This is a genomic window from Acidiplasma cupricumulans, assembly GCF_001402935.1.
Classification (GTDB): Archaea; Thermoplasmatota; Thermoplasmata; order Thermoplasmatales; family Thermoplasmataceae; genus Acidiplasma; species Acidiplasma aeolicum.
In genome coordinates this window covers 1-891 of record NZ_LKBH01000285.1, presented here as the reverse complement: position 1 = coordinate 891, position 891 = coordinate 1, and the positions used below count along the sequence as shown (strand labels likewise).

The window sequence follows — 891 nt, the reverse complement described above, 5'->3', positions numbered from 1 at the left end:
TAAATTATAAATATCTACATTTTCTTGAAAAATTTTTAAAGTCCTTCTATAAAAAAACATATGATGATAATGAATATGTACAATAGTTTTGAATTTTTTTTGATCAATATGTTTCATCACAGGCAATGAATAATTATAGTTAGAATCTAATAATAAGATTTTATCTCTTGGATGTTTTACTACAGCAGCCGAAGTAAAAACTTGATCTAAATAGAATCTTTCTAATGAACCTTTTGGCAATCCAGAAAAATACGGGTCATTGTATGCCATTTCTATTTTCTCCAAGCATTCTTGAAAAATTTGTAAACTTGGTTTTACAGAAATGATTCCTATGTTAAAATAAGCCACAATATTTTTATTATCATGTAGGGTTTTAATGCACCATAATTTATTAATATCAACATTAAATAGCTTGTATACATGTTTCCAATATTCGCTTATATCATTTATATCGCTATTGGCAATCTCAGCTTTTATAGAATCTATTGGTGTCGTTGCTATTTGAACTTTATTTTTTTCAAGGTCTAATTTATCAGGTTGCTTAATAAAAAAAGTATCTGCATCAACATATACAAATGATACATCACTGTTTAAATAATATTTTTCAATAAATGCAGCACCATAAATTGAGTTTAAATATGGTTGATCATACCATTTTATATTAAGGCTTTTATAAATATATTTAACATTTAATTTTTTATAAATCTCTTTTGTTTGGCATGAAACTTCTTTATCTTTTCTTGGTGTAATTGCATAAATTAAAGAATCTTTATAGATACCACCGTATTTCCTAATAGAAGAGCATAATAATATACTTTTGTTTGGCATGAAACTTCTTTATCTTTTCTTGGTGTAATTGCATAAATTAAAGAATCTTTATAGATACCACCG

The 891-nt window shown here is 25.4% G+C and carries 1 protein-coding gene; it reads right to left on the bottom strand.

The window, feature by feature from the left end:
• A partial coding sequence (locus AOG55_RS07810) for a hypothetical protein (RefSeq protein WP_055041138.1) occupies nucleotides 1–828 on the bottom strand: 828 nt, incomplete at its 3' end.
• Nucleotides 829–891: the final 63 nt, after the last annotated feature.